At 73.2% G+C, this 25,611-nt stretch carries 20 protein-coding genes; 14 read left to right on the forward strand and 6 right to left on the reverse strand.

Annotation, left to right across the window (positions count from 1 at the left end; translation table 11 throughout):
* The first annotated feature begins 27 nt into the window (after positions 1-27).
* Positions 28-987 (forward strand): ABC transporter substrate-binding protein, encoded by a 960-nt coding sequence (locus tag CG719_RS00235; protein ID WP_100566384.1) that lies wholly within the window; start codon positions 28-30, stop codon positions 985-987.
* Between the two features lie 118 nt (positions 988-1,105).
* On the opposite strand, the gene CG719_RS00240 is transcribed toward CG719_RS00235, so the two are convergent.
* Positions 1,106-1,561: a tellurite resistance TerB family protein gene (locus CG719_RS00240; RefSeq protein ID WP_100566385.1), complete on the reverse strand. Its 456-nt coding sequence runs from the start codon at positions 1,559-1,561 to the stop codon at positions 1,106-1,108.
* A 297-nt stretch (positions 1,562-1,858) separates the two neighbouring features.
* Between CG719_RS00240 and CG719_RS00245 the strand changes: the two genes are divergently transcribed.
* Both CG719_RS00245 and mgtA read left to right on the forward strand, forming a co-directional pair.
* Positions 1,859-2,215 carry an ArsR/SmtB family transcription factor gene (locus CG719_RS00245; protein WP_100566386.1) on the forward strand — a complete coding sequence of 119 codons (357 nt, stop codon included), beginning with the start codon at positions 1,859-1,861 and terminating at the stop codon, positions 2,213-2,215.
* Positions 2,205-4,844, forward strand: coding sequence for a magnesium-translocating P-type ATPase (gene mgtA, locus CG719_RS00250; RefSeq protein ID WP_100566387.1), 2,640 nt, complete (start codon positions 2,205-2,207; stop codon positions 4,842-4,844). Before CG719_RS00245 ends, mgtA begins: the two co-directional genes overlap by 11 nt.
* Positions 4,845-4,862: 18 nt before the next feature.
* Here mgtA and CG719_RS00255 read toward each other — a convergent pair whose 3' ends face one another.
* Positions 4,863-5,876 (reverse strand): lytic polysaccharide monooxygenase, encoded by a 1,014-nt coding sequence (locus CG719_RS00255; RefSeq protein ID WP_100566388.1) that lies wholly within the window; start codon positions 5,874-5,876, stop codon positions 4,863-4,865.
* Between the two features lie 216 nt (positions 5,877-6,092).
* On the opposite strand from CG719_RS00255, the gene CG719_RS00260 reads away from it, so the two are divergent.
* The 6 genes from CG719_RS00260 (at position 6,093) to CG719_RS00285 (ending at position 13,118) form a co-directional block, all read left to right on the forward strand.
* Positions 6,093-6,740, forward strand: a complete 648-nt coding sequence (locus tag CG719_RS00260; protein WP_100566389.1) for a ScbR family autoregulator-binding transcription factor — start codon at positions 6,093-6,095, stop codon at positions 6,738-6,740.
* A gap of 22 nt (positions 6,741-6,762) precedes the next feature.
* A complete protein-coding gene (locus CG719_RS00265) occupies positions 6,763-7,941 on the forward strand; it encodes a damage-control phosphatase ARMT1 family protein (RefSeq protein ID WP_100566390.1) in 1,179 nt (392 codons plus the stop codon).
* Positions 7,942-8,055: 114 nt separating this feature from the next.
* The gene (gene cyc2, locus CG719_RS00270) at positions 8,056-10,218 is read left to right on the forward strand and encodes a germacradienol/geosmin synthase Cyc2 (protein ID WP_100566391.1); all 2,163 of its coding nucleotides are present in this window, start codon (positions 8,056-8,058) and stop codon (positions 10,216-10,218) included.
* Positions 10,219-10,231: 13 nt separating this feature from the next.
* Complete coding sequence (locus CG719_RS00275) at positions 10,232-10,786, forward strand: PDZ domain-containing protein (protein ID WP_234375356.1); 555 nt, start codon at positions 10,232-10,234, stop codon at positions 10,784-10,786.
* A gap of 160 nt (positions 10,787-10,946) precedes the next feature.
* Positions 10,947-12,083, forward strand: coding sequence for an aminopeptidase P family protein (locus CG719_RS00280; protein WP_100566393.1), 1,137 nt, complete (start codon positions 10,947-10,949; stop codon positions 12,081-12,083).
* A 45-nt stretch (positions 12,084-12,128) separates the two neighbouring features.
* The gene (locus CG719_RS00285; RefSeq protein WP_100566394.1) at positions 12,129-13,118 is read left to right on the forward strand and encodes an aminoglycoside phosphotransferase family protein; all 990 of its coding nucleotides are present in this window, start codon (positions 12,129-12,131) and stop codon (positions 13,116-13,118) included.
* Positions 13,119-13,152: 34 nt separating this feature from the next.
* Here the strand turns inward: CG719_RS00285 and treZ are convergent, their stop codons facing one another.
* Positions 13,153-14,907 carry a malto-oligosyltrehalose trehalohydrolase gene (gene treZ, locus CG719_RS00290; protein WP_100566395.1) on the reverse strand — a complete coding sequence of 585 codons (1,755 nt, stop codon included), beginning with the start codon at positions 14,905-14,907 and terminating at the stop codon, positions 13,153-13,155.
* Between the two features lie 171 nt (positions 14,908-15,078).
* Between treZ and CG719_RS00295 the strand changes: the two genes are divergently transcribed.
* Positions 15,079-15,630 carry a DUF1707 and FHA domain-containing protein gene (locus CG719_RS00295; protein ID WP_100566396.1) on the forward strand — a complete coding sequence of 184 codons (552 nt, stop codon included), beginning with the start codon at positions 15,079-15,081 and terminating at the stop codon, positions 15,628-15,630.
* Between the two features lie 95 nt (positions 15,631-15,725).
* Positions 15,726-16,151 (forward strand): SSI family serine proteinase inhibitor, encoded by a 426-nt coding sequence (locus CG719_RS00300; protein WP_100566397.1) that lies wholly within the window; start codon positions 15,726-15,728, stop codon positions 16,149-16,151.
* Between the two features lie 33 nt (positions 16,152-16,184).
* Here the strand turns inward: CG719_RS00300 and CG719_RS00305 are convergent, their stop codons facing one another.
* The 3 genes from CG719_RS00305 to glgX all read right to left on the reverse strand — a co-directional run bounded on the left by CG719_RS00305 (position 16,185) and on the right by glgX (position 22,366).
* The gene (locus tag CG719_RS00305) at positions 16,185-17,435 is read right to left on the reverse strand and encodes a M14 family zinc carboxypeptidase (RefSeq protein WP_100566398.1); all 1,251 of its coding nucleotides are present in this window, start codon (positions 17,433-17,435) and stop codon (positions 16,185-16,187) included.
* A gap of 57 nt (positions 17,436-17,492) precedes the next feature.
* The gene (gene treY / locus CG719_RS00310; protein WP_100566399.1) at positions 17,493-19,847 is read right to left on the reverse strand and encodes a malto-oligosyltrehalose synthase; all 2,355 of its coding nucleotides are present in this window, start codon (positions 19,845-19,847) and stop codon (positions 17,493-17,495) included.
* A gap of 401 nt (positions 19,848-20,248) precedes the next feature.
* Positions 20,249-22,366, reverse strand: coding sequence for a glycogen debranching protein GlgX (gene glgX, locus CG719_RS00315; RefSeq protein ID WP_100566400.1), 2,118 nt, complete (start codon positions 22,364-22,366; stop codon positions 20,249-20,251).
* A gap of 454 nt (positions 22,367-22,820) precedes the next feature.
* Here glgX and CG719_RS00320 point away from each other — a divergent pair, with 454 nt between their 5' ends.
* The 3 genes from CG719_RS00320 to CG719_RS00335 all read left to right on the forward strand — a co-directional run bounded on the left by CG719_RS00320 (position 22,821) and on the right by CG719_RS00335 (position 25,530).
* The gene (locus tag CG719_RS00320; RefSeq protein ID WP_100566401.1) at positions 22,821-24,059 is read left to right on the forward strand and encodes an SAV2148 family HEPN domain-containing protein; all 1,239 of its coding nucleotides are present in this window, start codon (positions 22,821-22,823) and stop codon (positions 24,057-24,059) included.
* Between the two features lie 201 nt (positions 24,060-24,260).
* Positions 24,261-24,971 (forward strand): 3'-5' exonuclease, encoded by a 711-nt coding sequence (locus CG719_RS00330; protein WP_100566402.1) that lies wholly within the window; start codon positions 24,261-24,263, stop codon positions 24,969-24,971.
* A gap of 37 nt (positions 24,972-25,008) precedes the next feature.
* The gene (locus CG719_RS00335; RefSeq protein WP_159024795.1) at positions 25,009-25,530 is read left to right on the forward strand and encodes a hypothetical protein; all 522 of its coding nucleotides are present in this window, start codon (positions 25,009-25,011) and stop codon (positions 25,528-25,530) included.
* Positions 25,531-25,611: the final 81 nt, after the last annotated feature.

A 25,611-nucleotide genomic window follows, 5' to 3' on the forward strand; every position in this document is an offset into this window, starting at 1 on the left:
ACAACCTCTCAGCCGGGAACGGGAATTGTGACTTCCAACACGAAGAGCACCAGGTCCAGCAAGAGCCACCTCGGGGCGGCCGCGGTCGCGCTCGCCGCCGCCTCGGCGCTCCTCGCGGGGTGTTCGTCCGGCGGCTCCTCCGGCAAGGACCCGCTCGCGGAGGGCAGGGCGAGCGGCGGCACGGTCGTCGTCGGCTCCAACAACTTCGCCGAGAGCATCCTGATCGCCGACATCTACGGCGAGGCCCTGAAGGCCAAGGGCATCAAGGTCGAGTACAAGCCCAACATCGGCAGCCGGGAGGCCACCTACGGTCTGCTCAAGAACGGCTCGATCACCGTGCTGCCCGAGTACAACGGGGCGCTGCTGGCCTACCTCGACTCCAAGGCCGCCCCGGAGTCGGTCGAGGCGACGACGGCCGCCATCAGCGCCAAGCTGGACTCGGGTCTCACCCTGCTCGAGCCGGCGCCCGCCGAGGACAAGGACTCCGTGACCGTCAACGCCGCGACGGCGAAGAAGTACGGGCTCACCGACAAGTCGTCCATCGCGGATCTCAAGGACGCCGCCAAGGACCTGGTCATCGGCGGCTCGCCGGAGTTCCAGGCCCGGCAGCAGGGTCTGAAGGGCCTGAAGTCCGAGTACGGACTGGAGTTCAAGTCCTTCAAGGCGCTGGACGCGGGCGGCCCGCTGACCCAGGCGGCGCTGAAGAAGGACACCGTGCAGGTCGCCGACCTGTTCACCACGGATCCGACCATCGCCAAGGAGAAGTTCGTCGTCCTCCAGGACCCGAAGAACCTCTTCGGCTTCGAGAACGTGCAGCCGCTGGTCTACAAGTCCGGCCTCGACCAGAAGGGCGTCGACGCGCTCAACGCCGTCTCCGCCAAGCTGGACACGGCCGCCCTGCTGGACATGGACACCCAGGTGCAGTCGCAGAACAAGGACCCGCTCGACGTGGCCAAGGCCTGGCTGAAGTCCGCGGGTCTCGACTGATCGACGCCGGTGGGACACGGGCCCGCGGGGCCGTGAACCGCCCGCTCGCCGGGTGCCGGACGGACGACCGTCCGGCACCCGGCGAGGCGGGAGCCGTGAGCCGCGAGGACCCGTCGGCTCAGAGGTCGAACTCGTGCGGCGGCAGGCCCAGGGCGAAGCAGGCCTCGCGCACCATGGCCTGCTCGGTCTTGTCGAAGTCGCCGTCCGCGCCGCCGATGACGATGCCGATCTGGACCACGGCACGCGCCTCCGCGGGCTTCTTCTTCGCCTTGGCGATCTCCTGCAACACGCTGACCTTGCCGAAGTCGAAGTCGGCGGTCAGCTTGTTCAGGTTCTCCTCGAAGCGGCGGCGCAGGTCGTCCGCGGGGAAGTTCTGCAGTACCTCGTTGGTGGCGATCAGCTGCGCGACACGCTGACGCTCCGAAGGGTCGACGGTGCCGTCGGCGGCGGCCACGAGGGCGCACATCGCCATGCTCGCGTCCCGGAAGGCACCGCTCTTCAGGTCGTTCTTCTTCGCCACGAGCTGGGTCTGCATCTGCGTCGCGGAGTCCTTGATGCGGTCCCACAGGGCCATGTGCTCTCCAAATGTGGTGTCGGGTGGACTGACACGTCCGTGCTGCATCTACAGCAACGTAGAAACTGACGGGGCGACGGATAAGTTCCGGTGGACGCCGTCGCGGCGGGCTCCGGCGGGCTCTGGCGGGTTCCCGGCGGGCTCCGGCGGGTTCGTTCCGGTACGGGCCGCCTAGACTGGGGCGGCCCGTACCGGGCGTGCGGGCGTGCGCGAGAAGAGCGCGCGCGAACAGTCTGTGCGACCAGCGTGTGCGACCAGCGTGTGCGACCAGTGCGCGCGAACAGGAGGAAGACGACCGTGGCGGCAGCCGGCAGTGGCTTCGAGGATCCGCCCGCCGACGTGCTCGCGGAGGCGGCCGCGGCCTTCGGGCTGCTCGCCTCGCCCGCCCGGCTGCACATCGTGTGGGCCCTGGCCCAGGGCGAGAGCGACGTCACCGGGCTCGCGGAGCGGGTCGGCGGCGCGCTGCCCGCGGTCAGCCAGCACCTGACCAAGCTGAAGCTCGCCGGGCTCGTCCGCTCCCGCCGCGAGGGCAGGCGGCAGGTCTACTTCGTCGACGACCCCGACGTGGTCGACGTGGTACGGCTCACGGTGGCCCGGCTCACCGACCGGGGCGCCGCCGTCGGCGCCCCGGCGCACCGCCTCCGTGGCCTCTGAGCTCGCGGCGGCCCGCCCGGCCTCGCCCGACGGAACACCCCTCCAGGTACTGCGGCGGCTCGACAGCGGCCCGCGCGGGCTGACCGACGCCGAGGCGGAGGCCCGGCTCGCGGCGGTCGGCGAGAACACGGTTCCCGAGGTGCGCACCCCGTCCTGGCCCCTGCGGTGGATGCGCTCCCTGCGGGACCCGTTCACGGCCGTACTGCTCTGCCTCGGCCTCGTCTCCACCCTCGTCGCCTCCTGGGGAACCGCCGCGGTGATCCTCAGCCTGGTCGCGGTCAGCTGTGTGCTGCGCGCGACCGGCGAGCACCGGGCCGACCGGTCCATGGCCGCCCTGCGCGAACTGGTGGCCGGCACCGCCACCGTGCTGCGGCGCACAGCCGGCGGGGAAGAGCCGCGTCCCCGGGAGGTCCCGGTCACCGAGCTGGTGCCGGGGGACGTGCTCCGGCTCGGCCCCGGCGACCTCGTACCGGCCGACGTACGACTGCTGCGCGCCCGCGGGCTCACCGTGCATGAGGCCGCGCTCACCGGCGAGTCCGCCCCGGTCGCCAAGGCGGCCGTGGAGGAGCCGGGACTCGGTGAGCGGGGCCCGTTCGGGCAGCCGCACCTGTGCTTCCAGGGCAGCAGCGTCGCCACCGGCACGGCCACCGCCGTGGTGGTGGAGACGGGGGAGCGGACGCGGTTCGCCGCCGCCCACGGCACGGCGGGCCTCGGGCGGGCGGGCCGGACGGGCCCCAGCGCCTTCGACCGCTCCGTGCGCGGCATCTCCTGGGTGCTCATCCGGTTCATGCTGCTGACACCGCCGCTGGTGCTGATGACCAACGCGGCGCTGCGCGGGCGCGGTCTTGAGACCCTGCCCTTCGCCGTGGCGGTGGCCGTCGGGCTCACCCCCGAGATGCTGCCCGTGATCGTCACCCTGTGCCTGGCCCGCGGCACCCGGCAGCTCGCGGGGGCGCACGGCGTCATCGTCAAGCGGCTGCCCGCCCTGCACGACCTGGGCGCCGTCGACGTGCTCTGCGTCGACAAGACCGGCACCCTCACCCAGGACCGGCCCGTCGTCGAACGGGCCCTGGACGCCGACGGCCACGACGACCCCGAGGTGCTGCGCTGGGCCGCGGTCGGCGCCTGGTGGAACCTCCAGCTCGCCGAACTGCCCGCGCCCGACGCGCTCGACGAGGCGCTCCTGGAGGCCGCCGGAGCGGTCGGCGAGGAGCACGACGGGATCGCCGCCGTCCCCTTCGACCCGGTGCGGCGCCTGGCCACCGCCGTGGTGCGGGGCCGGTTCGGCCGGCACGTCCTCCTCGTCCGGGGCGCCGTCGAGGACGTACTGGAGCGCTGCGCGCTGGAGCCCAACGAGCGCGAGCGGCTGCGCCGGCTCGCCGCGCGGGAGGCGGACGCCGGGCTGCGGCTGCTGGCCCTCGCCACGGCCGACCGCGCCGCCCGCACCGGCGACTACACCCCCGCCGACGAGCGCGGACTGACCTTCCGGGGCCTGATCGCCTTCCGCGACGAACTCGCGCCGACCGCGGCCGAGGCCCTGCGCGGGCTCGCCGAGGCCGGTGTCACCGTCAAGATCCTCACCGGCGACCACCCCGGCACGGCGGCGCGCGTCTGCCGTGACCTGGGGATCGACGTGGGGGAGGTGCACACCGTGGGCCCGGGGCCCGGCGGGGACGGCGCCCTCGCGGCCGCCGCCGCCCGTACCACCGTCTTCGCCCGCTGCACACCGGACGACAAGGCCAGGGTCGTCGCCGCGCTGCGGGCCGCGGGACACACCGTCGGCTTCCTCGGCGACGGCGCCAACGACGTGCCCGCGCTGCGCACCGCCGACGTCGGCGTCGCGCCCCGGGCGGCCCGCGGCATCGCCCGGGGGAGCGCCGACGTGGTGCTCGCCGACAAGGACCTCACCGCGATCGGCCACGCCGTGACGGCCGGCCGGCGGGCCAGCGGCAACATCGCCTCCTACCTGCGCGTCACGCTCTCCTCCAACCTCGGCAACGTGATAGCGATGCTCGTCGCGGGCCTGCTGCTGCCCTTCCTGCCGATGCTCCCGGTGCAGGTGCTCGTGCAGAACCTCTGCTTCGACGCGGCCCAGTCGTCCTTCGCCCACGACCGTCCGGGAAGGGCGGCGCTGCGCCGCCCGACCGCGCTGCGGCCGCGCGCCTTCCTGCGGTTCATCACCGGGTTCGGCGCGCTCAACGCGGTCGCGGACTTCGCCACCTTCGCCGTCCTCGCCCTCGTCCTGTGGGGGCCCGACGCGCTGAACGACGAGGCCGTCTTCCACTCGGCCTGGTTCACCGAGAACCTGCTGACCCAGGCCCTGGTGATGGTGCTCCTGCGCACCGGCCGGGGCGAGGGCGGCCGGCGACGGCTGCCCGGACCCGTGGGCCGGGCAGCGGCCGTCCTCGCCCTCGTCGGACTGCTGCTCCCGGCCAGTCCGCTGGGCCCGCCGCTGGGCATGACGGGACTTCCGCTGCCCTACTACCTCCTGCTCGCCGTCGTCCTCGTTCCGTACGGGCTCGCCCTCGCGGTGGCGGTCCGACGGTACGAGCGGCGGGTGCCGGACGCCGACGCGCCCGGCACCGAGACCCCGGTGACCGAGGAGGGCGCGCCCACCCGCGTCAACTGACCACCGGGGCGGGCGGTTTCAGCGGCCTCGCAGCCGCAGGGCCAGGGCGACGCCAGCGGTGAGCACCAGCACCGTGGCGGCGCCGGCCGCCAGCAGGGGCGCGGAGGGGCCCCGGCCGGTGTCGGTCGCGGACGCCACCGGGGTGCTGTCGGGAGCGGCCGAACGCGCCTGGGTGGCGGCGGAGTCGGGGGTCTGCCGCGCCGGAGCCGGCGTGTGCGACTCGTGCGAATGGCTCGTGCTCGGGTTCCGGATGTCCAGCTTCGGCGTACCGGTGGCCGGGGCCCCGGCCGAGGGGCCGGAGTCATTCTGCCCGGTCCGTCCGGCCGTTCCGCTCGTGCCGCCCGAACCGCCCGAACCGCCCGAACCGCCCGTGCCGGCCGTCGCGTTCGTCGCCTTCGCGAACACCACGTCCGAGCACGAGTAGTAGGTGTCCGGAGTACTGCTGTTCTGCCAGACGGTGAACAGGACATGGCGGCCCGTCCGGTCGGCCGGGAGGGTCGCGCCGATGCGGTACGCGCCGCCCGTCAGCGGCGGGTCCTTGACCTCGGCGAAGGGGCGCTCGGGCAGGTCCGACCAGGTCAGCGGCTTCGTCGGGTCGTAGCCCGGCCTGGTCAGATAGAGCCTGAAGGTGCCCTCGTGCGGGATCGTCGAGGCGTACGACATGGCGAGCCTCGCGCCCGGCGTCAGACGGGTCGACGGCCAGTCGGTGCGGGCGAGGTCGAGTCCCTTGTACGCGGGCAGTCCTCCGCTGCAGAGCCTTCCGTCGGGGACGACCTGGCGGTCCCGGCCGCCCACGTTCGCCACCCGCAGGTTGTCCCACGCGGTGAAGGGGGCTCCGCCGTTCGCGGCGACGGCCGCCCGGCAGGCCGCCGTACCGGCCCAACCCCCGTCCGGCGAGCAGGCGTACACCCGGCTGACCGGGTCGGTCGGGGCGCCGTGCGCCCGGGCGGGCCCCGCCGCCCACAACGTGAGCAGGGCCGATACCGCCACGGCGGCTGCGGTGCCCCTGAGGGGCGCGGTCGTCCGGGTCATCGGGAGGCGTCTCCTGGCCGGCGGGAAAAAGGACTGCTGTCCGGTCCAGTACGGGCGGCGGGCGCGGAGCGTTCAACCGGGTTTCCCGAGCGCGGCCGGTGACGTCAGGGGCCCAAGGGGCCCTGGTGGACGCCTCGTAGCCGTGAGCTATCGTGTACGCGGAGTGAGAAACAAACGGTCCGCCCCGTTCGTTACGGCCCCGGGAGTGTTCTGTCCATGCCGAGGCAGTTACGTGCCGAACAGACCCGCGCGACGATCATCACAGCCGCCGCAGACCTGTTCGACCGGCACGGCTACGAACGGACCAGCCTGAGCGACATCGTCGCACACGCACACGTCACCAAGGGCGCGCTGTACTTCCACTTCGCGGCCAAGGAGGATCTGGCCCACGCCATCCTGGAGTTGCAGTCCCGGGCCGCCCAGCAGGTGACCAACCGCGTGGACGAGCAGGGCTACTCGTCGCTCGAGGCCCTCATACGCATCACCTACGCGCTCACCCGCCTCACCGTGGAGGGTCCCGTCACCCGCGCCGGCCTGCGACTGGCCACCGGAGGGATCGACGTACGGCCGCCGCTGCGGCACCCGTTCACCGAATGGCTGGACATCGCCACCGGCAAACTCCTCGGCGCCGTCAAGGAGTACGAGATCCAGCAGGACGTCGACGTCCACGCCGTCGCGCACTCCCTCGTCTGCTTCTTCGTCGGCACCCGCGTCGCCGGCCGGCGCCTGGAATCCATGGCGCGGCTTCCCCGCCGCACGACCGAGATGTGGCACCTGCTGATCCGCGGCCTGGTGCCGGTGCACCGGCGCCCCCGCTATCTGAGCCTCGCCACCCGCCTGGAGCGGGAGATCGTCGTCCTGTGACCCGCCGGGTACGGTGAGGCGCATGCCCGCCAACCCGTCCGCGCCTGTCATCCTCGGCAACGAACCCGGTTCCTTCCCGCGCAGCGTGCTGGCCGAACGGCACCCGGCCATCATCCGGCAGGTGCGCGACGCCTTCCCCTACGGCCCCGAGCAGCACCGCGCCCTGGACGCGCTCTTGGAGAGCTGCGCCGAGGGCGTGATCGAGGACCTTCCCGCCGCCGCGCCCGACCGGGACCGCTGGCGGTCCTGGGGCCTGGAACGGTACGCCGGGCACTCCTGGTTCGACGTGCCGTGGCTGTGGTCCGAGAGCTACTTCTACCGTCGGCTCCTCGAAGCCGTCGGCTACTTCGGGCCCGGCCCCTGGCAGGGCCTCGACCCCTTCCGCCCGTCCAAGCTCGCCGAACTCGACTCCCGGGAGACCGACGAGGAACTGGCGGCGCTCGACGAACTGGCGAGCGAACCGGCGGCGCAGCGCGCGGACGCCCTGCTGCACGGCTCCCTCTGGGGCAACCGCGCCGACCTCGGCTTCCGGCTGTCGGCGGGCGGCGCCGAGGCCGGACCGCCCGTCCCCGCCCTGGTCGCCGACGACAGCGCTGCCCTCTGGTCGCTGCTGCCGCCCTCCGGCACCGGCACGCTCTGCCTGGTCGCCGACAACGCCGGCCGCGAACTCGTCCCCGACCTCCTCCTCGTCGCCCACCTCCTCGCCCACGGCCGCGTCCGGCGGGCGGTCCTGCACGTCAAGCCGTACCCGTACTACGTCTCCGACGCCACCACCGCCGACGTCGTCGACGCCGTACGCCGGCTGACGGCGGCTCCCGGCGCGGCCGCGGACCACGGGCGCCGTCTGTGGTCCGCGATGGCCGACGGCAGGCTCACGGTCCGGGCGCATCCCTTCTCCTGCTCCCCGCTGCCGTACACCGACATGCCCGCGGACCTGCGTGAGGAGTTCGCCGCGGCGGCGCTGACCGTGTTCAAGGGTGACCTCAACTACCGGCGGCTGGTGGGCGACCGGCTGTGGCCCCCGACCACGCCGTTCGCGGACACCACCGGCTTCTTCCCCGGACCCGTCGCCGCCCTGCGCACCCTGAAGTCCGACGTGATCACCGGTCTGGAGGCGAAGACCGTGGCCGCGCTGGACGCCGCCGAGGGCGGGCGCTGGCGCGTCGCCGGCACGCACGCCCTGATCCAGGTCAGGACCTGACGCGCGGGACCGCCCCACCCCCGCGACCACCCGATTCACGTGCGAATTCACGCGATGGAGTGATCGCGTTGGTGCGTACGGATGGTGCCGGAGTGTCGCGGGTAGGGCCCGGCCATGACGCAGCAGCCCTTCGAACTCCCGCACTTCTACATGCCGTATCCCGCGCGGCTCAACCCGAACGTCGACGAGGCACGCGCCCACTCGACGCAATGGGCGCGCGACATGGGCATGCTGGAGGGCTCCGGGATCTGGGAGCAGTCCGACCTCGACGCGCACGACTACGGACTGCTCTGCGCCTACACCCACCCCGACTGCGACGGACCGGCCCTGTCGCTCATCACCGACTGGTACGTGTGGGTCTTCTTCTTCGACGACCACTTCCTGGAGACCTTCAAGCGCAGCCAGGACCGCGGGGGCGGCAAGGCCTACCTGGACCGGCTTCCCCTGTTCATGCCCCTCGACCCCGAAACCCCCGTCCCCGAGCCCCGCAACCCGGTCGAGGCCGGCCTCGCCGACCTGTGGGCGCGTACGGTGCCGTCGATGTCGGCCGACTGGCGCCGCCGGTTCGCGGTGGCCACCGAGCACCTGCTGAACGAGTCCATGTGGGAGCTGTCGAACATCAACGAGGGGCGGATCGCCAACCCCGTCGAGTACATCGAGATGCGCCGCAAGGTCGGCGGCGCGCCCTGGTCGGCGGGGCTGGTGGAGTACGCGACCGCCGAAGTGCCCGCCTCCGTCGCCGAGGCCCGGCCGCTGAGGGTGCTGATGGAGACGTTCTCCGACGCCGTGCACCTGCGCAACGACCTGTTCTCCTACCAGCGGGAGGTCGAGGACGAAGGGGAGTTGAGCAACGGCGTCCTGGTCCTGGAGACCTTCTTCGGATGCACCACCCAGGAGGCCGCCGACTCCGTCAACGACGTCCTCACCTCCCGTCTGCACCAGTTCGAGCACACCGCGCTCACCGAAGTGCCCGCGCTGGCCCTGGAGAGCGGCCTCGCCCCGGCCGAGACCGCGGCGGTGGCGGCGTACGCCAAGGGGCTGCAGGACTGGCAGTCCGGCGGCCACGAGTGGCACACGCGCTCCAGCCGGTACATGAACGAGCGGGCCCGGCCCACCAACCCCTGGCAGCGGCCCGCGGGCCCCGGCACCTCGGCGGCCGACGTGTGCGCGCTGCTCGCGGCCGCCGGGATGGAAAGGCTGCGCGCGTACACGCACGTGCCGTACGAGAAGGTCGGCCCGTCCCGCATCCCCGACCTCCACATGCCCTACCCGCTGGGGCTGAGCCCCCATCTGGACCGCTCCCGGGGAACGCTCGTCGACTGGTGCCACCGCATGGGCATCCTCGAAGAGGGCGTGTGGGACGAGGACAAGCTCGCCGCCTACGATCTGGCGCTGTGCTCGGCCGGAATCGACCCGGACGCCACGCCGGAGGCGCTCGACCTGAGCGCCCAGTGGCTCGCCTTCGGCACCTACGGCGACGACTACTACCCGCTGGTGTACGGCCAGCGCCGCGATCTGGTCGCCGCGAAGGCGACCACGGCCCGCCTGTCGGCCTGCATGCCCCTGGAGGGGGAGGCGGCGCCCGTCCCGCTCAACGCCATGGAGCGGAGCCTGACCGACCTGTGGGCGCGCACCACCGCGGAGATGACCCCCGACCAGCGGCGCACCCTGAAGCACGCGATCGACTCCATGACCGAGAGCTGGGTGTGGGAGCTGTCCAACCAGATCCAGAACCGCGTCCCCGACCCGGTCGACTACCTGGAGATGCGGCGCGCCACCTTCGGCTCCGACCTCACCCTGAGCCTGTGCCGGATGGGATACGGTCCGGCCATCCCCGCGGAGGTCTACCGCAGCGGCCCGGTCCGCTCCCTGGAGAACGCGGCGGTCGACTACGCCTGCCTGCTCAACGACGTCTTCTCGTACCAGAAGGAGATCGAGTACGAGGGCGAGATCCACAACGCGATCCTGGTCGTGCAGCACTTCTTCGGCATCGACTACCCGGCCGCGCTCAAGGTCGTCCAGGACCTGATCAACCAGCGCATGCGGCAGTTCGAGCATGTCGTCGCCCACGAACTACCCGTGGTCTACGACGACTTCGGGCTGTCCGAGGAGGCGCGGGCGGCCATGCTCGGCTATGTCGCCGACCTGCAGAACTGGATGTCGGGCATCCTCAACTGGCACCGGAACGTCGACCGCTACAAGGCCGAGTGGCTGGGCAGCCGGGCCCACGCCTTCCTGCCGGACCGCGCGCCGGCCTCCGCCCTCCCCGTGGGCTGACCGGAGGCGGTCGATGGAGTCCAGGGAACAGACGGCGTTGCGTCCCAAGCCGATGCCCGGACAGGAGCCCGGCGGCGAGCACGGGCCGGTACGGCGGCCGCCCGCCCCGCGCCGCCGCCGTGGCCGCCGCCTGGCGGCCCTGGTGTGCGGGGGGCTCGCCGGGATCGTCCTGATCCTGTCGGGCGTCGGCCTCGCCACGGTGGCCGGCATGACCCGGCAGGCCCCCGCCGAGCCGCGGCCGCAGCCGGGTGCGCAGGCGCGCGCGGCTCCGACGTCCGCCGCCGCACCCGCGCCCGTGCCGGTGCGCCCGACCCTCGGCCTGGAGGTGGTGGACGACGACAGAGCCGGAGCCCGGGTGGTCGGCGTCCACGTCCCGGGCCCCGGCTACACGGCGGGCCTGGTCCGCGGCGACGTACTGCTCACCTTCGCCGGAACCCGCCTGGCCACGGCGACGGATCTGGCCCGCGCCGTCGCCGCCTCCGACCCGGGCCGGGCAGTCCCCCTCACGGTCCGCCACGCCACCGGCACGTACCAACAGCTGACGGTCACCCCGGGCATCGTCACCTGAAGCCGGTCACGCGGACCTGCCCCCTGCCCCGACCCGCGCCCCGCCGGCAGGAGGGCGCGACCGGGGGCGGGATTCGCAACCGGCTCGCGTCGGGGGGCGGGGGCGGGCAGGATGCTGCCCGTAGTGGTTCTCACCGTTTCAGCCGTGTACGGAGGCCCGGATGACCGGCATCGCGCTCGCGCCCTTCAGCGCCGACGACTACAGGGTCCGGCTGGAACGCGCCGCCCGGGCGGCGGCCGAGGCCGGGCTGGCCGGACTGCTGGTGGCGCCCGGGCCGGACCTGGTGTGGCTGACCGGGTACGCGCCCACCGCCGTCACCGAACGGCTCACCCTGCTCGTCCTGGCCGCCGGACGCGAAGGCGTCGAGCCTGTTCTCGTAGTGCCCACCCTGGAGGCCCCGGACGCCGCCAAGGCGTCCGGCGCGTCCGCCCTGGCCCTGCGGGACTGGACCGACGGCACCGACCCCTACGCCGTCACCGCGGCCCTCCTCGACGAGAGCGGCCGGTTCGGCATCAGCGACAACACCTGGGCCATGCACCTGCTCGCCCTGCAACAGGCGCTGCCGGGAACCTCGTACGCCTCCCTCACCGAGGCCCTGCCCATGCTGCGCGCGGTGAAGGACGCCGCCGAGGTGGAACTGCTCGCGGCAGCGGGGGCGGCCGCCGACGCCGCGTTCGAGGAGATCCGCGCGGTGCGCTTCTCCGGCCGCCGCGAATCCGAGGTCGCCGCCGACCTCGCCGGCCTGCTGCGGCGCTTCGGACACTCCCAGGTCGACTTCACCATCGTCGGCTCAGGACCCAACGGCGCCAACCCGCACCACGAGGTGGGCGACCGCGTCATCGAACGCGGTGACATGGTCGTCCTCGACTTCGGCGGCCTCAAGGACGGCTACGGCTCCGACACCACCCGCACCGTGCACGTCGGCGAGCCGACCGACGAGGAGCGGCGGGTGCACGACATCGTCCGCGAGGCCCAGGAGGCCGGCTTCCGGGCCGTCCGTCCCGGCGTCTCCTGCCAGGAGGTCGACCGCGCCGCCCGCGCGGTCATCACCCGGGCCGGATACGGCGAGTACTTCATCCACCGCACCGGCCACGGCATCGGCGTCACCACGCACGAGCCGCCGTACATGATCGAGGGTGAGGAGCAGCCCCTCGTGCCCGGCATGTGCTTCTCCGTGGAGCCCGGCATCTACCTGCCCGGCCGCTTCGGGGTGCGCATCGAGGACATCGTCACCGTGACCGAGGACGGGGGCCGCCGCCTCAACGACACGACCCGGGAGATGGTCATAGTGGACTGACCACCGGCAGTCCCCACCCCGCAACCGCAACGACACGGCGCGACGATGACCCAGGCACCGACACCCACCGCGGACACCGTCCGCAGACTGGTCCGCACCCTGCTCAAGGACGGCCAGGACACCGCCCCCGGACCCGAGATCCGGCCCGTCGCCGAGGGCGGCGAGCACTCCACCTGGTGGGTCGGCGCCCGCCATGTGCTGCGCCTGGCCCCCGACCGTGAGGCCGCTGCCCGCCAGCGCCGCGAACTGCGCCTGCGCGAAGTGGTCCGCCCGCACCTTCCGGTCGCCGTCCCCGTCAGCGTCGCGCACGGCGAGTGGGCACCCGGGCTGACGTACACGCTGGACACCCGGATCACCGGCGGCACGGCCGGCGAGCACGACGTCTCCGCCGTCGGCGAGGACGACCTGGCCGGGCTGTTCAGCGGGCTGCGCGAGGTCCCCGCCCGGCAGGCCCGGAACCTCGGCGTACCGCGCACCGCGCCGCGCTCCCTGGAGGCGCTGCGACGCATGGCCGTGCGCGCCGCCGAACGCCTCGGCGCCGCCGACGAGTTCGACCCCGCGCGGATGGCCCAGCTCGCCGCGCCCGCCGCGGCCCAGCTCGCCGCCCAGCCCGGTACCGCCGTGCTCGTCCACCACGATCTCAAGGGCGAGCACCTGGTGGTGAGCGCCGACGGCCGGGTGCGCGGGGTCCTCGACTGGACCGGTGCCGTGGTCGGCGACCCCGCCGAGGACATCGCCGGCGTCGCCGTCGCCGTCGGTTCCCCCGCCGCGGTGCGCGCCGCCACCCTCGCCGGCTACAGCGCCCGGCCCTGCCTGCGCGGCCTGTGGCTGGCCCGCTGCGACACCGTGATCCGCCTCGCCGCACGCCTCGAAGGGCGCGGCGACGCCCCGCTGCCGCTCCTCAGGGCCCAGCTGCGCCACGCCTGGGAGGCGATCCTGCTGGAGCGGGTGACGGAGTTCCGGGAGGACACCGGGGACACCGGGGACCCGGGTGACATCGGCGACACGGGGGCCACCGGGGCCACCGGGGAATAGCGGCCGTCCGGCGCGGCGTGTCGCTGTGCCGTGCTCAGTGCTGCACCAGCACCGCGCACGACTCCGCGGGCACGTGCAGGAGCCCGTCCGCTCCGGGGGCCGTGACCGGCTCCCAGGCGGCCAGCACCTCGACGGGGCGGTTGCCGAGGGGGATCTCCGCCGGCGTCCCGGCGAGGTTGAGCGCCACCAGCACGTCCCCGCGCCGGAAGGCGAACCAGCGGGCCTCCTCGTCGTAGGCCACCTTGGTGTCGGCGAGATCGGGGTCGGTGAGGTCGGGCTGCTCCTGCCGCAGGGCGGTCAGCCGGCGGTACCAGGCCAGCACGCGCGCGTGCGGCTCGCGTCCCGGCTCGGACCAGTCCAGGCAGGAGCGGTCGCGGGTCGCCGGGTCCTGCGGGTCGGGCACGTCCGCCTCCGCCCAGCCGTGCTCGGCGAACTCCCGGCGCCGGCCACGGCGCACCGCCTCCGCGAGTTCCGGGTCGGTGTGGTCGGTGAAGTACTGCCACGGCGTGCCGGCCGCCCACTCCTCGCCCATGAACAGCATCGGCGTGAACGGCGCGGTCAGCGTCAGCGTGGCCGCGCAGGCCAGCAGCCCGGGGGAGCCGGCGAGCAGCATGGACAGGCGGTCGCCCCGGGCGCGGTTGCCGATCTGGTCGTGGGTCTGGCTGTAGCCGAGCAGCCGGTGCCCGGCCACCCGGGTGCGGTCCAGCGGGCGGCCGTGGTGGCGCCCCCGGAAGCCGGAGTACGTACCGTCGTGGAAGTAGCCGCCGGTGAGCGTCTTGGCGACCGCCGCGAGCGGGGCCCGCCCGAAGTCGGCGTAGTAGCCCTGGGCCTCGCCGGTGAGCGCCGAGTGCAGCGCGTGGTGGAAGTCGTCGTTCCACTGGGCGTCGAGGCCGAGGCCGCCCTCCGCGCGCGGGGTGATGAGCCGCGGGTCGTTCAGGTCCGACTCCGCGATCAGGAACGGACGGCGGCCCAGGTCGGCGGAGAGCGCGTGCACGGCCGTCGACAGCTCCTCCAGGAAGTGGCACGCGCGCGTGTCCACGAGCGCGTGCACCGCGTCCAGGCGCAGACCGTCGATCCGGTAGTCGCGCAGCCAGGCGAGCGCGCTGCCGACCAGGAACCGGCGCACCTCGTCCGAGCCGGGCGCGTCCAGGTTGACGGCGGCGCCCCAGGGGGTGTGGTGGGTGTCGGTGAAGTAGGGCCCGAACCGCGGCAGATGGTTGCCCGACGGGCCCAGGTGGTTGTGCACCACGTCCAGGACCACGCCGAGGCCCAGCTCGTGGGCCCGGTCGACGAAGCGCTTCAGGCCCTCGGGGCCGCCGTACGGCTCGTGCACCGCCCACAGCGACACCCCGTCGTAGCCCCAGCCGTGCCGGCCGGGGAAGGGGCACACCGGCATCAACTCCACGTGGGTGACGCCCAGTTCCACCAGGTGCGGCAACCGCTCGGCGGCCGCGTCGAAGGTGCCCTCGGGCGTGTACGTGCCGATGTGCAGCTCGTACATGACCGCGCCGGGCAGCGGGCGCCCGGCCCGGTCGGCGGAGCGCCACGTGTACCGCGTGTGCTCGACGACCGCGCTCAGCCCGTCCGGTCCGTCCGGCTGCCGGAGCGAGCGCGGGTCGGGCAGCACCGGGCCGTCGTCCAGCGCGAATCCGTACCGCGAGCCGTCGCGCGCGTCGGCCTCACCCGTCCACCACCCCTCCCGCTCCGGATCGCGCTCCAACGCGCGCGTGGCGCCGTCGCACTGGAGCGTCACACGGCCGGCCTGTGGTGCCCACACCTCGAACTGCACGGACGGTTCCCCTTCGTTCGCTCACCGTGACGTCGCCGTCCATGGTGCGCCACAAGAGATCGATCCGCTTTTGAATCCCCCTTTTGCGGCGGGTGTCGCCGGTCCGCGGGCCTGGTGTGCCTCTTCGTGATGGCTGGACACGGGGGGATCGGCTGACCGACAATCAGCAGCGTGACGTCGCCCTCTGAGTCCCACGCGTTCCCCGCGCGGCTGTCCGACGCGGAGCGCGACAAGGCGCTGAAGGTGCTCCGTGACGGCGTCGCGATGGGCCGGCTGTCCCACGACACGTTCGTACGGCGGATGGAGCTGGCCCTGGCCGCCCGCCGGCCGGACGAACTCGCCGTGCTCACCTCCGACCTGCGCGCCGAGGGGCGCGTGTCCCGGCTGGTGTTCGGCACGGTCGAGGCGGTGTCCGGCTTCGGCGTACGGGTGCGGCGCGCCTGGCAGGCCGAGCGGCTGCCCAAGCTGCTGCTGCCGCACGCCGGGAGCGGTCACCCGTTGCGCATAGGGCGCGATCCGGCGTGCGGTCTGCGGCTGACCCACGAGACGGTCTCCCGGGTGCACGCCGAGCTGCGGCACCAGGGCGGGATGTGGGTGCTGCGGGACCTCGGCTCGACCAACGGCACGACCGTCAACGGGCGGCGCGTGGTCGGCGCGGCCGTCGTGCGCGCGGGGGACCAGGTGGGATTCGGGCAGGTGGCGTACCGGCTCTCCGCGAACTGAGCGGCGCACGCGGTGGGCCTCACACGCGCGTGTATGTGCTCACGATCGGGTGAGCCGGGGTGGGGCGTGCGGGCGGCCGTGCCGATACACCGGGCATGACCCACCTCACCAAGGCGGCCACGACCCGCCTGCGGCAAGGCCTGACGGCCGCGGCCGCCCTCCTGCTCGCCGGCGCCGCCCCGGCCTCGGCCACCCACCGGCCCGCCGCCCAGTCCGACTGGCTCTACCTCACGGTCGCCCACGGCGACGCCCGCGCCGGGGACGCCCGCGGTGTCCTGCTCCTGTGCGACCCGCCCCAGGGCCACGCCCACGCGGCGGACGCCTGCTCGCAGCTCCGCTCGTCCGGCGGCGACATCCACGCCATCCCGCACAAGGACGCTCTCTGCCCGATGATCTACGCCCCCGTCACGGCCCACGCCCGCGGCCAGTGGCAGGGCCGCCCGGTCGACTACACGGAGACTTTCTCCAACACCTGCGAAATGGGCGCCAGGACAGGCGACGTCTTCGACGTCGCCCCCTGACACCACGCCCCGCGCGCGGTGGGGTTCAGGGGTTCAGGCGGGTGGGGCGCCGGCCTGGTGGGCCGTGGTGAGGACTGTGTGGCTCTGGTGTTCGATCTGGTGCTCCAGGGGGACCCATCGGGCGTGGAAGCGATGGGCGAAGGACTCGCTCCAGGTGGTCACCAGGTGCTCCAGATCAGGGGCCGCGCGGTCGTCGGTCTCGCGCAGGGTGCGCAGGAGCATCGCCGCGGCCCGCAGCGGCAGCCGGCGGCCGAAGGCGTCCACGCTGCCGACGTACGCCATCGTGGTGTCCGCGGGCGGCGTGTGGAGCCAGTCCGCGGCCAGCCCCGGCACCAGGCTCAGTCCCCACTTCGCCGCCCGCAGCAGCGGCCCGTCGGCCCCGTGCAGGCGCGGCAGCGCGTCGGCGAGCACCAGCTCCACCTCCCGCGCGTCCCGCAGCAGCCGGTGCGCCAGCCGCCGTATCGCCGCCGCCGGGGCGGGATGCGGCGCGGGGTCGTCCACCAGGTCGCTCGCCCACATCGGCACCTCCACGACCGCGGTCATGCCGCCGTACCGGTGCGGATGGAACCAGGTGCTGTGCCGCGCGTCGTCCGGCATGCTCGGATACGCCGGGTCCGCGCCCGCCCCCGGCATCACCCGCACCCCGGGCCCGGACACCGGCCAGCCCGCCGCGTCCGAGGCGCCCGTCTCCACCGGTATGTGCAGCCGCGCCGCCGACTTGCCGAACGGCTCGGCGAGCCCGGGCACGTCGCGGGTCAACTGCACCCAGCTTCCGCCCAGGTCGGTGCCGTGCAGCGTCACCTGGAGGTAGGGCCGCAGCTCGTCGATCACCCCGGTCAGGGCACGCGTCTCCGGCGGCAGCCGGTCGGGCGGCAGCACGGAGGGCGACCACTCCGGCTGCTCGGGCCCGGCGGGCCGGAAGAAGCCGAGGTGGTAGTCGAGCAGACTGCGCGGGGCCGGAGTCACGTGCAGACTCGCGCCGTCCGGGTCCGCGCACAGCAGGAAGTGCCAGGAGGTGTCCGCCCGCAACCGTTCCTCGTGCAGCACACGGCGTGCGACGGCGAGGAGGGTGGAGCCGCCGGTGGGCTCGTTGGCGTGGGCGCCCGCGACCACCAGCACCGCCCGCCGGGCGTGCCCGACGGACAGCAGGTGCAGCGGTCGTCCCGCGCGTGAGTGGCCGACCTGCCTCAGTACGCACCGGTCCGGCCGGGACGCGGCCAACGCCTGGGCGGAGGTCACCAGTTCGGCAACACTGGGGTAGCGCAACTCCGGCAGGAGACTCACCCCCGACCTGTCCTCCCGGCTTCGCATTCCGCAGTACCCCACGGACGCCGGGTCCTGTCAAGCGCGCTCCAGCAGTGCGACCGGCAGCCGCTCGAAGAGTTCCGCCACGCGCACGTGCCCCTCGAACTCCCGTCCAGGGGTCAGCGTGTCGGCCCACCGGCCGGGCGGCAGCGGCAGCCGGGTGTCCCGCCAGCCGCCCTCCTCCGCCAGCCGCAGCGACAGCCGGGTCACGGCCGTGACCACCTCCCCGGAGCGCTCGAACGCCGCGCAGTGGGCCGCCACCGGCCCCTCGGCGAGCAGTGGCGCGTACGTCGCCGCCGCACCGAAGACCTCCGGCCGCCGGGAGCGCAGCCGCAGCGCCGCCCTCGTCACCGCCCCCTTGTCACCGGCGTCGGCGGGCGGGAACCGCTCCGGGCGCCGGTTGTCCGGGTCGACCAGGGCCCGGTACTCGGCCTCCGTGCCCTGATACACGTCGGGCACGCCGGGCATCGTCAGATGCACCAGGGCCGTGCCCAGGACGTTCGCCCGGATGTGCGGCTGGAGCGCGGTGCGCAGCGCGGTCACCGGCCCGGCGGGAGCCCCGCACGGCCCCTCGGCGACGAAGCGGGCCACCGCCTCCTCGTACTCGGGTCGCTGCTCGGTCCAGCTCGTGCGCAGGCCCGCCTCCCGCACATGCTTCAGCAGGGCCTGCCGCACGCGTTCCCCGTCCGCGGGGCCGAGGCCGAACACCGTCTGCCAGGCTGCCCACGCCAGTTGCCGGTCCGGCACGCCCTCGCCGCCGCCGGTCACCACGTCCAGCAGGTCGGCCCAGACCCGCGGGCACTCGGTGAGCACGGCCAGCGCCGCCCGTACGTCGGCGCTGCGCTTGGTGTCGTGCGTGGAGACCACCGTGCCGGTGGCCGGCCAGTCGTGCTGCACCCGGGCGCAGTACGAGTGGAAGTCCTCCGGGGGCACCGCCGGGTGGCCGGGGTCGCCGCCCACCTCGTTGGCCGACAGCAGCGGCACGTACCGGTAATAGGCCGTGTCCTCGACGGACTTGGCGCGCAGCGCGGAGGCGGCCTGCGCGAACCGGGTGCGGAACTCCAGGGCGCCGGGCCCGGATCCGGCCCGCCCGACGACCAGGTCGCGCACCACGTCGACGGCCTCACCCTCCTCCGGCACCGTGAAGGCGAGCCGGGCCTGCGCGGCGGCCTCCTCCGTGACCACGGACGCCGGGTCCACGGAGGTGTAGGGCCGGTAGACCCGGAGGCGGACCAGCAGTTCCCGCAGCGCGGTGCGCAGCGCCCAGGGCGCGCGGTCGCGCAGCGCGAGGTCGGGCGAGGTGGCGCACACCCGGCTCGCCACCCGGGTCAGCCGCTCCGTCTCGGCGGCCAGCTCGTGCGTGATCACCGTGTACGCCGCCCGCCGTACGGTCGCCTCCCAGTCCCCGCCCTCGTCGTCGCGCGGAGCGGCGAACCGCCGGTAGCGCTCGGCCAGCTCGTCCGCTCCGGCCGGGTCGGTGAACAGGCCGTCGACGTGCCGCAGGGCGTCGTAGCCGGTGGTGCCGGCGACCGGCCAGGAGGCCGGCAGGTGCTCGCCGTCGGAGAGGATCTTCTCGACGACCGTCCAGCGACCGCCGGTCGCCTCGTGCAGCCGGCGGAGGTAGGCGTCGGGGTCGGCGAGCCCGTCCGGGTGGTCGACGCGCAGCCCGTCGACCACGCCCTCCGCCAGCAGCTGGAGGATCTTGGCGTGGGTCGCCCGGAACACCTCCGGGTCCTCCACCCGCACCCCGATCAGCTCCGAGATGCTGAAGAAGCGCCGGTAGTTCAGCTCCGTACGGGCCAGCCGCCACCACACCGGCCGGTACCACTGCGCGTCCAGCAGTTCGGGCAGGGGCAGCCCGCCGGTGCCCTCGCGCAGCGGGAAGGCGTGGTCGTGGTAACGCAGGACGTCGCCGTCCGCCTTCAGCTCGCCGGCCTCCCGGCCGACCGGGTGGCCGAGCACGGGCAGCAGCACCTTGCCGTCCTGGGCGTCCCAGTCGATGTCGAACCAGTGCGCGTACGGCGACGAGGGTCCCTCCCGCAGCACCTCCCACAGGGCGTGGTTGTGCCGCGGGGCCATGGCCATGTGGTTCGGCACGATGTCCACGACCAGGCCGAGCCCGTGCTCCCGGGCGGTGCGCGAAAGCCCCCGCAGGCCCTTCTCACCGCCGAACTCGTCACGCACCCGCGTGGGGTCCACGACGTCGTAGCCGTGCGCGGAGCCCGGCACGGCCTGAAGGACGGGCGACAGATGCAGGTGCGAGACGCCGAGCGAGGCCAGATACGGCACGGCCCGCTCCGCGGCCGCGAACGGGAACTCGGGCTGGAGCTGGAGCCGGTAGGTGGACGTCGGCACGACGGGCTCGGGACGCTCGGATGTCTCGGGTGTCATGGAGAGCTACGTACCCGCCCGGCCGCCTTTGGTGTCACCCACCCGCCATGTGCCCGGCACCCCACCCGGCCGGGCCCCTGCTCTCGCCCGGCTGGACGAGCGCCACGGGGGCTCCCGGCCCGGGCACCGCGCCGGCGCCTCGCCCGGCAGCGCCACGGCGGCTCCGCGCCCGGCCGGGCGAGCGCCACGCCGGGCTCCCGGCCGTGGGTGCCACGCGGGGTCACAGCCCAGGGGCGCACAACGCCGCTTCTTCGTCCGGGAGGGCGGGCGCCGCACCGGCACTTCCCCCGCCCGGGGGCGCTGCGCCGGTTCCCCGCCCGGGACATTGGGCGCCCCACCAGGTGTGTCGTCCCGACCCCCGCCCCGGGGAGCGCCACCCCGGGCTTCCGGTCCAGGGAGCGTCACACCGGGCGTCGCAGGACTGTCAGGCTGCGGTCCGGGAGGGTGAGCCGGTCTCCGGCGCGCACCGTGGGGCCGGTGCCCGGTGGGACCGGGTCCGTGCGGGCGGTGTCCACCACCACCTGCCACTGGCGCCCGTGATCGACCGGCACGGCGAAGTCGAGCGGCTTCGGCGCGGCGTTGAACATCAGCAGGAAGGAGTCGTCGGTGATCCGCTCCCCGCGAGTGCCGGGCTCCGAGATCGCGTTGCCGTTGAGGAACACCGTCAGCGCGGAGGCCCGCGCCGAGTCCCAGTCCTGCTGGGTCATCTCCCGGCCCTCGGGGGTGAACCAGGCGATGTCGGACAGCGCGTCGTGCGTGCCCTCCACCGGCCGTCCGTGGAAGAAGCGGCGCCGCCGGAAGACCGGGTGGTCCCTGCGCAGCGCCGCCATCGCCCGGACGAAGTCCAGCAACTCGGCGTCCGGCTCGCCGGGCTCGGGCCAGCGCACCCAGGACAGCTCGTTGTCCTGGCAGTAGGCGTTGTTGTTGCCCCGCTGCGTGCGCGCGAACTCGTCGCCGTGACTGATCATGGGCACGCCCTGGGACAGCATCAGCGTCGCGACGAAGTTCCGCGTCTGCCGCGCCCGGAGCCGGAGCACCTCGGGGTCGTCGCTCTCACCCTCGGCGCCGCAGTTCCAGGACCGGTTGTGGTTCTCGCCGTCCCGGTTGTCCTCGCCGTTGGCCTGGTTGTGCTTGTCGTTGTACGAGACCAGATCGCGCAGGGTGAAGCCGTCGTGGCAGGTGACGAAGTTGATCGAGGCCAGGGGGCGGCGGCCGTCGTCCTGGTAGAGGTCGGAGGAGCCGGTCAGCCGGGAGGCGAACTCGGCGAGCGCGCGGGGCTCGCCGCGCCACAGGTCCCGCACGGTGTCGCGGTACTTGCCGTTCCACTCGGTCCACAGCGGCGGGAAGTTCCCCACCTGGTAGCCGCCCTCGCCGACGTCCCAGGGCTCGGCGATCAGCTTCACCTGGGAGACCACCGGGTCCTGCTGCACCAGGTCGAAGAACGACGACAGCCGGTCCACCTCGTGGAACTGCCGCGCCAGGGTCGCCGCCAGGTCGAAGCGGAAGCCGTCGACGTGCATCTCGGTGACCCAGTAGCGCAGCGAGTCCATGATCAGCTGGAGCACGTGCGGGGACCGCATGAGCAGGGAGTTCCCGGTGCCCGTGGTGTCCATGTAGTAGCGCGGGTCGTCGGTGAGCCGGTAGTAGCGCGGGTTGTCGATGCCCTTGAAGGACAGTGTCGGACCCAGGTGGTTGCCCTCGGCGGTGTGGTTGTAGACCACGTCGAGGATGACCTCGATGCCGGCCTCGTGCAGCGCCCGGACCGCCGACTTGAACTCCAGGACCTGCTGGCCGCGGTCGCCCCAGGAGGCGTAGGCGTTGTGCGGGGCGAAGAAGCCGATCGTGTTGTAGCCCCAGTAGTTGTTGAGGCCCAGGTCGACCAGGCGGTGGTCGTTCAAGAACTGGTGTACGGGCATCAGCTCGAGCGCGGTGACGCCGAGTTCGGTCAGATGGTCGATGAGCGCCGGGTGGGCGAGCCCCGCGTAGGTCCCGCGCAACTCCTCGGGCAGCCCCGGGTGCCGCATGGTGAGGCCCTTGACGTGGGCCTCGTAGATCACCGTCTCGTGGTAGCCGCGGCGCGGCAGCCGGTCGTCGCCCCAGTCGAAGTACGGGTTGACCACGACAGACGACATGGTGTGCGGCGCCGAGTCCAGGTCGTTGCGCCGGCCGGGGTCGTCGAAGTGGTAGCCGTACACCTCCTCCCCCCAGCGGATCGAGCCGCTGATCGCACGAGCGTACGGGTCGAGGAGCAGCTTCGCCGAGTTGCAGAGCAGCCCGCGCTCCGGGACGTACGGGCCGTGCACCCGGAACCCGTACCGCTGTCCCGGCATCACGCCGGGCACGTACGCGTGCCGGACGAACGCGTCGCTCTCCCGCAGTTCCACCGCCGTCTCCGAGCCGTCGTCGTGCAGCAGACACAGCTCTACTCGGTCCGCGGCCTCCGTGAAGACCGCGAAGTTGGTGCCGGCGCCGTCGTACGTGGCGCCGAGTGGGTACGCCTCTCCAGGCCAGACCTGCATGGACAAGACTCTTTCAGGTGTGGGACGCCGCGGGTGGCGGCTTGGCACCGAGTCTCCACAAAAGTCGGGGAAGCACCTGTGACGCACGTCCGTGTGCCGAACCGGTGGGGTGAACGGTGCCCGCGGGACGAGAAGGTCCAGGGGCGCGGGGTGGGCCCGAGTGGGCCGCGGGGTCCGGGTGCGCGCGTGGGTCAACGGGAGGGCCCGGTGCTCACCCGGAGGGATGGCGGACGCGGGGGCGTGCGGCACCGCCAGGGACGCGGACGGCGGCCGGTGCCGGTCACCGGCTATGAATCAGCTCACTCGGCGGGGGCTGGGCCGCCGGAACACGTAAGCACCGTGCGGAAGTTGGGAAAGGAGCTGTGCATCCGGCTGCGTCGCGCGCCGCTCCCGGAGTACCCTTCCTTGATCGTTGGGACGGGGAGTGCCCGGGGGAGCGGAAGGCGGTGCACGGGTGGGCTCGGGAGGCCTGGAGCTGCCCTCTGGTGACGAGGGTCACGAGGGGCACTCCGCAGACGTCCCCTCCGGCGCGGTGTCCCTGGCCCGGCCGATGGACGCGGGTGCCATCGGGCCGGAGCTGGACTGGGACGCGGGCGCCTGGCGCGAGGTGCGTACCCGCGCCCAGCGGGCCGGCCGCGCCTACATCTGGCTGAACCTCGTCGAACAGCGGCTGCGCGCCGTCGTGGCCGCCGTCCTGCGCCCCGTCTACGAGCCCGTCCACGGCGACGACTGGGTGGTTGCCGCCGCCGGACCGGCCGGCCAGGAGTGGGTGCAGCGGGCCGTCGCGGTACGCGAAGTCAGCCGCCGCAAGGGCTACTTGCTCGACCCGGCCGACGACAACGTGATCAGCTTCCTCACCCTGCCGCAGATGCGTGAGCTGGTGGTGCAGCACTGGCCGTGCTTCGCGCCCTACATAGACGAGCGCCGGGACGTCGAACTCGCCCTGGACGAGCTGGAGGTGGCCCGCAACGTCGTCTCCCGCAACCGGGCGCTGTCGGAGGCGGTGCTGAACCAGGCCGAGCGGGCCTCCGCGCGGCTGCTCGACATCCTCGGCACCGGCGGCGACGTGCCTTCCGCCCGTCGGCTGCCGGTCGACGCGGTCGAGGACCTGGTCGGCGACCGGTACGCGGACGTGGTCGCGGTGCACCCGGACCGGGTGCGGCTCATGCGCCAGTTCCCGGCCGAGGACATGTTCGGCGGCGCCCGCCGCCTGGACGCCATCGGCATCGGCCTGAACCTGCTCGTGCAGAACTTCTCCGGCCGGCGCCTGGTGCGGCTCGCCGAGTCCGGCTGCCGGGTGCGGCTGCTGTTCCTCAACCCGGCCTCCAGCGCGGTGAAGCGGCGCGAGCGCGAACTCGGGCTCAAGCGCGGGGAGCTGAGCCGCTCGGTGGAGATGAACATCCTGCACATGCGCCGGGTGCGCGGCCGGCTGCGCGACCCGGGCGCCTTCGAGATCCAGGTCTACGACGAGACCCCCCGCGTCACCGCCTACCTGGTGGACGGCGACGGCTCGGACGGCGTCGGGGTCGTGCAGTCCTATCTGCGGCGCAGCCGGGGCATGGAGGCCCCCGTCTTCGTCCTGCGGAACGGGAACAAGGTGGTCAAACCCGGCGAGATCGACGAAAGCGGCCTCTTCTCCGCCTATCGCGAGGAGTTCGAGCTGATGTGGGCGGATTCGCGCCCGGTGTCCTGAAACGCCCTCAGTCCCGGGGCGGTAAGCGGAACGTGGTCCTCGGTTTGTCAGTGGCGCGTGCGATCGTGGAGACCACTGGGGGAACGCACCACCGAGAAGGGGGGCCGCCATGGGCCGGCATTGGGAACTGCTGATCGGCTTCGACCTGGAGACGACCGGGACGGATCCGCGCGAGGCGCGCATCGTCACGGGGGCCGTGCGATGAGCTGGAACAGGGGGCCGTTGATGGCCTTCGACCTGGAGACCACGGGCACCGACGTCGAGACCGACCGCATCGTCACCGCGGCGGTCGTACGACTGGATCCGGACGGGGCGGTCTCGAAGGAGCGCACCTGGCTGCTCGATCCCGGGGTGGCGATACCGGAGCAGGCGTCGGCGATCCACGGAATCTCGACGGAGCGGGCTCGCAGGCACGGGGCACCGGCTGCTCCCGCGATCGAGGAGATCGCACGGGCCGTCGCCGAGGGGATGCGATCGGGGACGCCCCTGGTCGTGATGAACGCACGCTACGACCTGTCACTGCTCGACCGTGAGTGCCGGCGGTACGCGATCGAGTCGGTCGCTGAGCGGCTGGGCAAGGGGCCTTGGCCCGTCATCGATCCGTTGGTCATCGACAAGCATGTGGACAAGTACCGGAAGGGGAAGCGGGCCCTGACCGCGCTGTGCGCGCACTACGGCGTGCCACTCGACGACGCGCACGATGCGAGGGCGGACGCCGTGGCCGCCGCCCGGGTGGTACGGCGCATGGGGGAGAAGTACCCGGCCATGGGGGAGTTGGCGCCGACGGATCTCCATGACCTTCAGGTCCGTGCGGCAGCCGAGCAGGCGGCGTCGCTGCAGCGATATCTCCGGCGCACCTCGAACCCCGAGGCGACCGTCGAACCGGCCTGGCCCGTCATCCCGTACTGCTGACGGACATGTCGAGCGCAGCTGAACAGGCCAAGAAGTCATGAATCTCAGAGCAAGGGTCGCACGGCTGGTCGCCGTGGCCGGTTTCGCCGCAACGGTATCGGGTTGCGGCTATGCCGAACCGTGTGCCGGTATCGGTGTCTCCTCCTACCTCTCGGTGAGCCTCCTTCAGTCGGAGTATCCCGAATTTGTCGATGGTACATACGAGTTGTGCGCCTTCGGCCACTGCTCCACAGAGCATTTCGTCAACCGGGAGATCATGATCGCCAATCTCGATCTGCCGGACGAAATCGGTCCGGCTCATGGGACGGTGCGGCTGCGGATGATCCCGAAGGGTGCGCGCACGCCGACGGTGGACGAGTCCGCTGAAGTCACTCTGGACTCGCAGTCCGACAACTGCGGTGGCTTCGGTCACAACAGGGGCCTCGCCCTGACCAAGGCAGGGGGGCTGAGCAGCACCATTCCCACCACGGGGGAATGGGACTACAGGAAGCGGTTCTCACCGACTACTCCTCCTGCCTCCCCCAAGGCGGGTGGATCTCCGGCCGGGCTGAGCGGGTGACCGTCGGGCCGGGATCGCACTGTGCGATCCCGGCCCGACGTCTTCGGGGCGAGCGCGAGAGTCGGCCCGGGCACGGCGGCC

The sequence above is a fragment of the Streptomyces sp. CB01373 genome (genome assembly GCF_002803075.1).
In the GTDB taxonomy this organism is placed as follows: domain Bacteria; phylum Actinomycetota; class Actinomycetes; order Streptomycetales; family Streptomycetaceae; genus Streptomyces.